Genomic DNA, 8,228 nt, shown 5'->3' with positions numbered 1-8,228 from the left:
ACGCCGCCACCGAGCTGTCCGCCACGGGCGGCGGCATGGGCGGCACCAACCCGACCGCCGGTCCCACGACGGGCGGCGGCATGGGCGGCTTCGGTGGCGGCGGTGGCAATCGCGCGGGCGGCGGCGGTCCTGGCGGCGGCGGCTTCCCGGGCGGCGGTCAGAACGGGCAGGCGAACGGGCAGACCGGCGGTCAGGCCGACGGTCAGCAGCAGGGCGGCGGTCAGATGGGTACGCCCCCGAACGGCGCACCCGGCGGCACCCAGCAGAACGGGACCCAACAGAACGGCACCCAACAGGGCGGGCAGACCGGCGGCCAGGCCCCGCAGGGCGGCACGAGCGGCGGCCCCGGTGGCGGCATGGGCGGCGGCGGTGGAGGCGGCATGGGCGGCGGCGCCGACAGCGAGCTGATCTCCTACCTGAAGAAGCACCAGGACGGCGCCAAGTGGCTGCTCGCGGTGTCGAGTTCACAGAGCGCGTCCCAGCTCATCCTCAGCAGCGGCGAGCCCGTCATCTCCATGTGGGGCTGGTCCGGCAGCGACCAGGCCATGACCCTCGCCAAGCTCAAGGAACTGGTGAAGAACGGCGACCTGCACTACATCCAGCTCGGCGGCGGCATGGGCGGCGGCCGCGGCGGCGACTCCGGCCTCAGCTCCGAGGTGACCGCCTGGGTGCAGGAGAACGGCACCGCCGTGAACGCGAGCGAGTACGGCGGAAGTTCGACGTCGGACTCGGACTCGGGTTCCACGACAGGTGACAACAGCACGTCGGCGAGCGTCTACCGCCTGGACGCGTCGGACGTGAAGTAGGCACCGGCCCGCACCTCACCCGAGAGCCCCTGGACGACGTCACGTCCAGGGGCTCTCCGTCAGTTACCCATCCATGACATTCGAACGTACAACCGGTGAAGCCTTATCGGAGTCGGACTCCATGGACGCGGCGCTTCCGCCACGCCGGACCCCACGACCCGAAAGGCACGTGCATGTCACCAGCACGACGCAGCACCCGCGCGGCACGACTGAGCGCCCCCATGGCGGCGGTGGTACTGCTGACCGGCGGCCTGACCGCCTGGTCGCTCGGCCCGGCCTCGGCGGCCCCCGCGAAGGTGGGCGTGGCGGACGACTTCAACGCGGACGGGTATGCCGACCTGGTCGTGGGCGCCCCGAACGCCAAGGTGTCCGGGAAGGCCAGGGCGGGCTATGTGGCCGTCATGTACGGCTCGAAGAACGGGCTCTCCACGGCGAAGAAGAAGCTCGTCAGCCGTTCGACGAGCGGCGTGCCCGGTTCCGCCACCGCCAACCAGCGCTTCGGCTCGACGTTCACCAAGGGCGACCTGGACCGGGACGGCTACGGCGACCTGGTGATCGCGGGCGGCCCTGCGGGCTCCGTGATCCTCTGGGGCTCGGCCTCCGGGCTGACCGGCGGTACGAGCATCGCCAAGTTCGGGGCGGCCCCGCAGGCGGGCGACTTCAACGGCGACGGCAAGACCGACCTCGCGCTCTTCTCCGCGCAGGACATTTCCGGCGACGACCCCGAGGGAGCCCCGGCGACCCTGTGGAAGGGCCCGATCTCCCGCGCCGGCAAGCCCGCAGCCGTGCTCCCCCTCCTCGACAAGTCCCTGTGGTGGGGCTGGTACGAGGACGACGCCTCCTGCGCCACCGGCCACGGCTGCGAGAACGGCCCCGCCTCCATCACCGGCCCGGTCGTCTCCGGCCAGGTCGGCGACGTCAACGGCGACGGCCGGGACGACCTGGTCCAGTGGCATTACACGGGCGACGGCACCTGGGGCAACCGCCTGCTCCTGGGCGGCGCTTCGGGCTTCACCCGCGGCTTCGCGCCGGGGGACGACACGAGCCGCGACCCGGCGGGCACGGGCATCGGCGACGTGAACGGTGACGGCTACGACGACGTGGTCGTGGGCGCCGAGGACTGGTCCGACCAGGTCCGCGTGGCCTACGGCTCCCCCACCGGTACCTCCGAGTCCAACGTCCAGACCTTCGACCAGAACCTGCCCGGCTTCCCCGGCGCGCAGGAGGACGGCGACCTGGTCGGCTCGGCGGTCTCGGTCGCCGACGTCACCGGTGACGGCTACGCCGACATCGCCCTCGGCATCGCGTACGAGGACGTCGGCACCATCGTGAACACCGGTTCGGTCGCCCTGGTCCCCGGCACCGCCTCCGGTGTCACGGGCGCCGGCACCAAGGTCTTCCACCAGAACACCGCCGGGGTCCCCGGAGCCGCCGAGGCGGAGGACAAGTTCGGTACCACCACGGCTCTCCTGGACCTCAACGGCAACGGTCACCCCGACCTCGCCGTCGGCGCCCCCGCCGAGAACAGCGACAACGGAGCGGTCTGGGTCCTCCCCGGCACCACGACCGGCCTGACCACCACGTCGGCCCTGGCCTTCGGCCCGGGTGACGTGGCGGGTCCGGCCACGGACGCGATGTTCGGCGCGGCTCTGCGCTGACACCCGTTCCGGTTCGGCGTGACGTGCCGCCGCGCGTCACGCCGAACCGGTGGTACGGCTGCGGCCGTCACGCCGAACCGGTGGTGCGGTCTCAACCGTCAGACCGTGTGCCGCAGGATCTCCTCGGCCAGACGGGCGTCCAGAGCGGTCGGCAGGGTGTGGCCCAGGCCCTCGATCATCACCAGCCTGGCCCCGGGGATCGCGGCGGCGGTGGCTTCCCCGTGCGCGGGCGGGAACATCGGGTCCTCGGTCCCGTGCAGCACCAGCGTCGGCGCGGTGACGGAGACGAGAGCCGCCGTGTCGTCCCCGCCGGCCGCCCCGGCGAGCGTGTGGTTGAACCCGGCCGACAGATCGCGCGCCCGCTCGTACACCCGCCGCTCCATGGCCCGGTACTCCTCCTCCTCGAACGGCAGCACCGAGCCGTGCAGCACCCGCCACAGCGGAAGCCGGAGGGCGAGATGACCCTCCAGGCCCGCTTCCGGATCGGGGCGGGCGGAGGCGAGCGCGGCCAGCAACCCGGCGCTGGGCGGAGGCAGTTCACCCGCCTGCGGGGGCGTCCCTTCCAGGGCCCGCCGCACCACCGCCGCCGTGTCCGTGCCCAGCGGCTGGGACGACAGGCTCGTCAGGGTCACCACCCGCTCCGGATCGGTGACGGCGACGCGCTGCGCGATGATCCCGCCCAGCGACGCCCCCACGAGATGGGCCCGTTCCACCCCGAACGCGTCCAGCACGGCGAGCGCGTCGGAGGCCATGTCGGCGACGGTGTACGGCCGGACGGCGAAGTCGACGACGGAGGACCGCCCGGTGTCCCGGTGGTCGTACCGGATCACCCGACGCCCGCCCTCGACCAACCGCCGGACGATCCCGTCGTTCCACTGCACGCCCTGCGCCTGCGCGCCCATCACCAGCAGCACGACCGGACGCTCGGGGCCGCCGAACTCCTCCGCCCACAACTCGATGCCGTCCACCCGGACGATCCGCTCGCGGCCGACCAGGTCTTCGCTCATGACTCTATTTTCCTGCATGACCGTTCAAGATAATGACTCGGTGCCGATGCCGCACGGTTTTTTCGCAGTGGACGCCTCGGCGCTCCACCCGGCACCCTGATCCTCATGGTCGGGGTCAAGGGACAAGTGCAGAAGCGCGGCGTGGAACGCCGTCGCGCGATGGTGGACGCCGCGATCAGGCTCTTCTCCCAGCAGGGCGTACGCGGCACGGGCGTCGCCGCGATCGCCGAACAGGCCGGCGTCACCCCCTCCGCCCTCATCCACCACTTCGGCAGCAAGGACGGCCTGATCCAGGCGGTGCTCGAGGAGGCCGACCGCCGCGCCCTGGCCCGCCTGTCGGCTACCCCGGACTCCGAACCCACCCTCGCCCAGGCCTTCGACTGGTTCGTGAGGGACGCCGAGCACACGGCCGCCGCCGAACGCGAACTGACCGCCCTGCACACCACCCTGACCGCCGAGAACCTGGAGCCGGGCACCGCCCTCCACACCTGGTTCCGCGACCGGGGCCGAGCCCTGCGCGCCCACCTGACGGCCCTCTTCACCCGAGCCGCGGCCGACGGCTCGACCCACCCCGACCTGGACCCGACCCTCCTGGCCACCGAGGTGGCCGCCTTCCTCGAAGGCGCCCACCTCCTCTGGCTCCTGGACCCCGACCAGGTGGACCTGCCCGCCGTACACCGCGGCTACTTCGAGGGGCTGGCCTCCCGCCTCAGTCCCTGACGTCCGGCCGCCGTCGAGGAGAGCCCCCACCGCTCCCTCACGGTACGCGGAGCGGTCAGCCCTCCAGATGCGTCGGCGCGAACATCCGCAGTACCGCCGGGAGCACGACCACCGAAGGACCCGGCGCGGCAAGGGACTTGGCCAGGTCGTCCGCGAGGGTCTCGGGGGTGGTCCGCGTGCCCGGTACGCCGAACGACTCGGCCAGGGCGACGAAGTCCGGCCGGGTCAGTTCCGTGCCGGTCGTTTCGCCGAACGCGTCGGTCAGGTACTCGCGCAGGATGCCGTACCCGCCGTCGTCGACGATGAGCCAGGTGACGTCGAGGCCGTACTGCCGGGCCGTGGCCAGTTCGGCGATCGAGTAGAGCGCGCCGCCGTCGCCGGAGACGGCGAGGACCGGGTGGGTGGGGTCGGCCGCCGCCGCGCCGAGGGCCGCCGGGAAGGCGTAGCCGAGGCCGCCGGAGCCCTGGGCGGAGTGCATGGTGTTGGGCCCCTTGGGATCGAACGCCGACCAGGCCCAGTACGCCAGGATCGTCATGTCCCAGAAGGAGGGAGCGCGCGGCGGCAGGGCCCGTCGGATGGAGGCCAACAGGTCCTGTTCCAGGGTGAGTTCCTGGGCGTCGATGCGCTCGCGGACCTTACCCAGCACCTCACGCACCCGCTCCGGCGCGGACTCGTCCTCCCGCGTCTCCTCGATCGTCTCCAGCAGTGCCTGGAGGGCCAGCCGGGCGTCGGCGTGGATGCCGAGTGCCGGATGGTTGGACTCCAGCTTTCCGAGGTCCGCCTCGATCTGGATCACTCGGCCGCGGGGCTTGAACGTGTGGTAGTTGGAGGACAGTTCACCCAGCCCCGAGCCGACCACCAGCAACACGTCCGCGTCCTCCAGGAAGTCCGTCGTGTGCCGGTCCTCCAGCCAGGACCGGAGCGACAGCGGATGCGTCCACGGGAAGGCGCCCTTCCCCCCGTACGTCGTCACGACCGGCGCCGACAGCCGCTCCGCGAGCTGCCGCAGCTTGCCGGACGCGTCCGCCCGTACGACCCCGCCGCCCGCGATGATCGCCGGACGGGCCGCGGACGACAGCAGGTGAGCGGCCAGCGCGGTCAGTTCGGGGCGCGGCGGCAGCTCCTCGGGGAAGGCGTCGCCGCCCGTCACCACCGGGAGGGACGTCTCGGCCAGCAGCACGTCCTGCGGGATCTCCACCCACACCGGACCGTGCGGGGCGGTCAGCGCGGACTGCCAGGCGGCGGCCACGGCGGAGGGGATCTGGGACTGCGCACGGACGGTGTGGACGGACTTGACGACACCCCTGAACGAGGCGGACTGGTCCGGGAGTTCGTGGAGGTAGCCGTGGCGGCCGCCGCCCAGACCCGCCGTCGGGATCTGGCTGCCGATGGCGAGGACGGGCGCCGAGGCCGCCGCCGCCTCCTGGAGCGCGGCCAGTGACGTCAGCGCGCCGGGGCCCGTGGACAGGAACAGCGGGGCCGCCTCACCCGTGATGCGGCCGTACGCGTCCGCCGCGAACCCGGCGTTGTTCTCCACCCGCAGGCCGATGTACCGGAGGTCGGAGCGGCGCAGCGCGTCGAACATGCCGAGCGCGTGCTGGCCGGGGAGCCCGAAGACCGTCGTCGCGCCGAGCCCGGCCAGCGTCTCCACGACCAGGTCTCCGCCGTTGCGGCCGGGGGGAGGGTTCAGCGCGGCCTCCGTCTGGGCGGCCGTCGGGCGGAGTACCAGGTCGTGGTCGTGGGTCACTGCGCTGCCTTCTCCTGCTCTTCCTGCCTGGCCCGCGCGATCTGGCGGGACATGATCGTGGTGAGTTCGTACGCGGTGTGCGAGGCGGCCACCGCGGTGATCTCGGCGTGATCGTACGCGGGCGCCACCTCGACGACGTCGGCGGAGACCAGGTTGCAGGAGGCCAGGCCTCGCAGGATCTCCAACAGTTCCCGCGAGGTCATGCCGCCGGCCTCGGGCGTCCCGGTGCCCGGCGCGTGGGCCGGGTCGAGGCAGTCGATGTCGATGGAGATGTAGAGGGGCCGGCCGCCGATGCGCTGGCGCAGCTGGTCGGCCACCTCGTCCGCGCCCCGGCGGTAGATGTCGGCGGAGGTGACGATCCCGAAGCCCATCTTCTCGTCGTCGGTGAGGTCCTGCTTGCCGTACAGCGGACCGCGCGTGCCCACGTGCGAGAGGGCCTCGGTGTCGAGGATGCCCTCCTCCACGGCCCGCCGGAACGGGGTGCCGTGGGTGTACTCGGCGCCGAAGTACGTGTCCCAGGTGTCGAGGTGCGCGTCGAAGTGGAGCAGGGCCACCGGCCCGTGCTTCTTGGCGACGGACCGCAGCAGCGGGAGCGCGATGGTGTGGTCGCCGCCGAGGGTCATCAGGCGGGCCCCCGTCCCCAGCAGCTCGTCCGCCGCCGCCTCGACCGTCTCCACCGCCTCGTTGATGTCGAACGGGTTGGCGGCGATGTCACCGGCGTCCGCGACCTGGGCGAGAGCGAAGGGGGAGGCGTCCTGGGCCGGGTTGTAGGGGCGCAGCAGCCGGGACGCCTCACGGATCGCGTTGCCGCCGAAGCGGGCGCCCGGCCGGTAGGAGACACCCGAGTCGAACGGCACACCCACGACCGCGACGTCCGCGCGGCCCACCTCGTCGAGGCGCGGCAGCCGGGCGTAGGTGGCGGGACCGGCGTAGCGCGGGATGCGGGAGGAGTCGACAGGTCCTCGGGGCGAGCCGGCGGGGCCTCGGGGCGAGTCGGCGGGGCCTCGGGACGAGTCGACGGGGCTGTGGGGCGTCTCGTTGCTGCTCATGGGAACTGCCTGCTTCCTACATACGCCGTGGTCGACACAGATGGTTATGCGCTGATATGTGCGACTCGCGATGACTCTACCGGTGACGAGCACCGACCCTAGGCCGCGGGAAGGCGGCTGCGAAGTGTACGTTTCATCCATTCAAGCCGTGGCTGATGTAAGGAACGCACACCATGCCGGACCCGGCCGCACCCCCCACCCCGGCCGTCCCTCCCACCCCGCCCGTGCCCCTCTCGGCCCTCCTCGCCCGCGACGACCTGGGCCTGCGGCAGATCGCCGGGCCCGTGGACGCGGGGACGGCCATCCACGGGGCGCACACCTCGGAGATGTCGGACCCGTATCCGTATCTGCTCGGCGGCGAGCTGCTGCTGACGGCCGGAGTCCACATCTCGGCGGCGGCCGGCTCGGGCACGTACTTCGACGACTACGTCTCCCGCATCGTGGCGGCGGGCGGCGCGGCCCTCGGCTTCGGCGTCGCCCCCGTCCACGACAGTGTCCCGAGGGCGCTGGTCGCGGCCTGCGACACCTACGACCTGCCCCTGATCGAGGTCCCACCCCGGACGACCTTCTCGGGCGTGGCCCGCGCGGTCTGGCAGCTCATGGCCCTGGCCAGGCACGCGGAACTGCGCCGCGTGACAGAGGCCCAGCAGGGCCTGGCGGCAGCCGCGTCCCGCCCGGACGCGGTACACGCCGTTCTACGGCAACTGGCCCAGCGGGTGGGGGGCCGGGCGGTCCTGTACGGCCCGGACGGAACGGAACTGGCGACGGCAGGGCGAGGGCCGACGCCGGATGCCCTGGCCGGCCTGGCGGCGGTGGTACAGCCGGTTGCCGCTCAGAACACCGGCCGCCCCTCAAGGGGCGCGGGGAACCGCGCGCCCAGCCCCGACGAACCCGCGCCCGCCGACCCACCACAACCCCCCTCCCCGCGCAGCTCCACACCCGCCTCCGCCACGGACACGGTCGACGGCACCCACCTCGCCGCCTACACCCTCACCTCCCAAGGACACGGCTTCACCCTCGGCGTGGCCACCCCCCACCGGGACCCCGGCGACCACACGATCGCCTCCGTCGCCGCCGTCCTCCTCTCCCTCCTCACCGGCGAACAGCAGAGCGGCACGGGCGCTGCACGCGCGTCCGCGCTCGTCCGCCTGCTGCTGGGCGCCCCGCCCGATGAGGTGGCCCCCCTCCTGGGCGGAGCCCCCCGCTGGCTCGTCGTGCACGCCCACCCCGCCGAGCCCGGC

7 protein-coding genes are annotated in these 8,228 nt (G+C 72.9%); 4 read left to right on the top strand and 3 right to left on the bottom strand.

The genetic code is table 11. The features are described 5' to 3' along the window. On the top strand, window positions 1-806 hold an 806-nt coding region (locus AWZ10_RS50260; protein WP_482258105.1), incomplete at its 5' end, for a mannosyltransferase YkcB-related protein. Window positions 807-979: 173 nt separating this feature from the next. Then, window positions 980-2,464: an FG-GAP-like repeat-containing protein gene (locus tag AWZ10_RS55105; protein ID WP_060891528.1), complete on the top strand. Its 1,485-nt coding sequence runs from the start codon at window positions 980-982 to the stop codon at window positions 2,462-2,464. Between the two features lie 98 nt (window positions 2,465-2,562). Here AWZ10_RS55105 and AWZ10_RS17555 read toward each other — a convergent pair whose 3' ends face one another. Next, window positions 2,563-3,471, bottom strand: coding sequence for an alpha/beta fold hydrolase (locus AWZ10_RS17555; protein ID WP_063809772.1), 909 nt, complete (start codon window positions 3,469-3,471; stop codon window positions 2,563-2,565). Between the two features lie 105 nt (window positions 3,472-3,576). On the opposite strand from AWZ10_RS17555, the gene AWZ10_RS17550 reads away from it, so the two are divergent. After that, entirely contained in the window at window positions 3,577-4,191 is a 615-nt protein-coding gene (locus AWZ10_RS17550) for a TetR/AcrR family transcriptional regulator (RefSeq protein ID WP_060891526.1), read from the top strand. Between the two features lie 55 nt (window positions 4,192-4,246). Here the strand turns inward: AWZ10_RS17550 and AWZ10_RS17545 are convergent, their stop codons facing one another. Continuing rightward, entirely contained in the window at window positions 4,247-5,938 is a 1,692-nt protein-coding gene (locus tag AWZ10_RS17545) for a thiamine pyrophosphate-binding protein (protein WP_060891525.1), read from the bottom strand. Next, on the bottom strand, window positions 5,935-6,987 hold the full coding sequence (speB, locus tag AWZ10_RS17540) for an agmatinase (protein WP_244172508.1): 1,053 nt from the start codon (window positions 6,985-6,987) through the stop codon (window positions 5,935-5,937). The genes AWZ10_RS17545 and speB overlap by 4 nt, the downstream gene beginning before the upstream one ends. A 173-nt stretch (window positions 6,988-7,160) precedes the next feature. On the opposite strand from speB, the gene AWZ10_RS17535 reads away from it, so the two are divergent. After that, a partial coding sequence (locus AWZ10_RS17535; protein ID WP_208618515.1) for a PucR family transcriptional regulator ligand-binding domain-containing protein occupies window positions 7,161-8,228 on the top strand: 1,068 nt, incomplete at its 3' end.

Origin of the sequence: Streptomyces europaeiscabiei (genome assembly GCF_001550375.1) — a bacterium.
GTDB classification, from domain to species: Bacteria; Actinomycetota; Actinomycetes; order Streptomycetales; family Streptomycetaceae; genus Streptomyces; species Streptomyces europaeiscabiei.
This window is presented reverse-complemented; position numbering and strand designations above follow the sequence as displayed.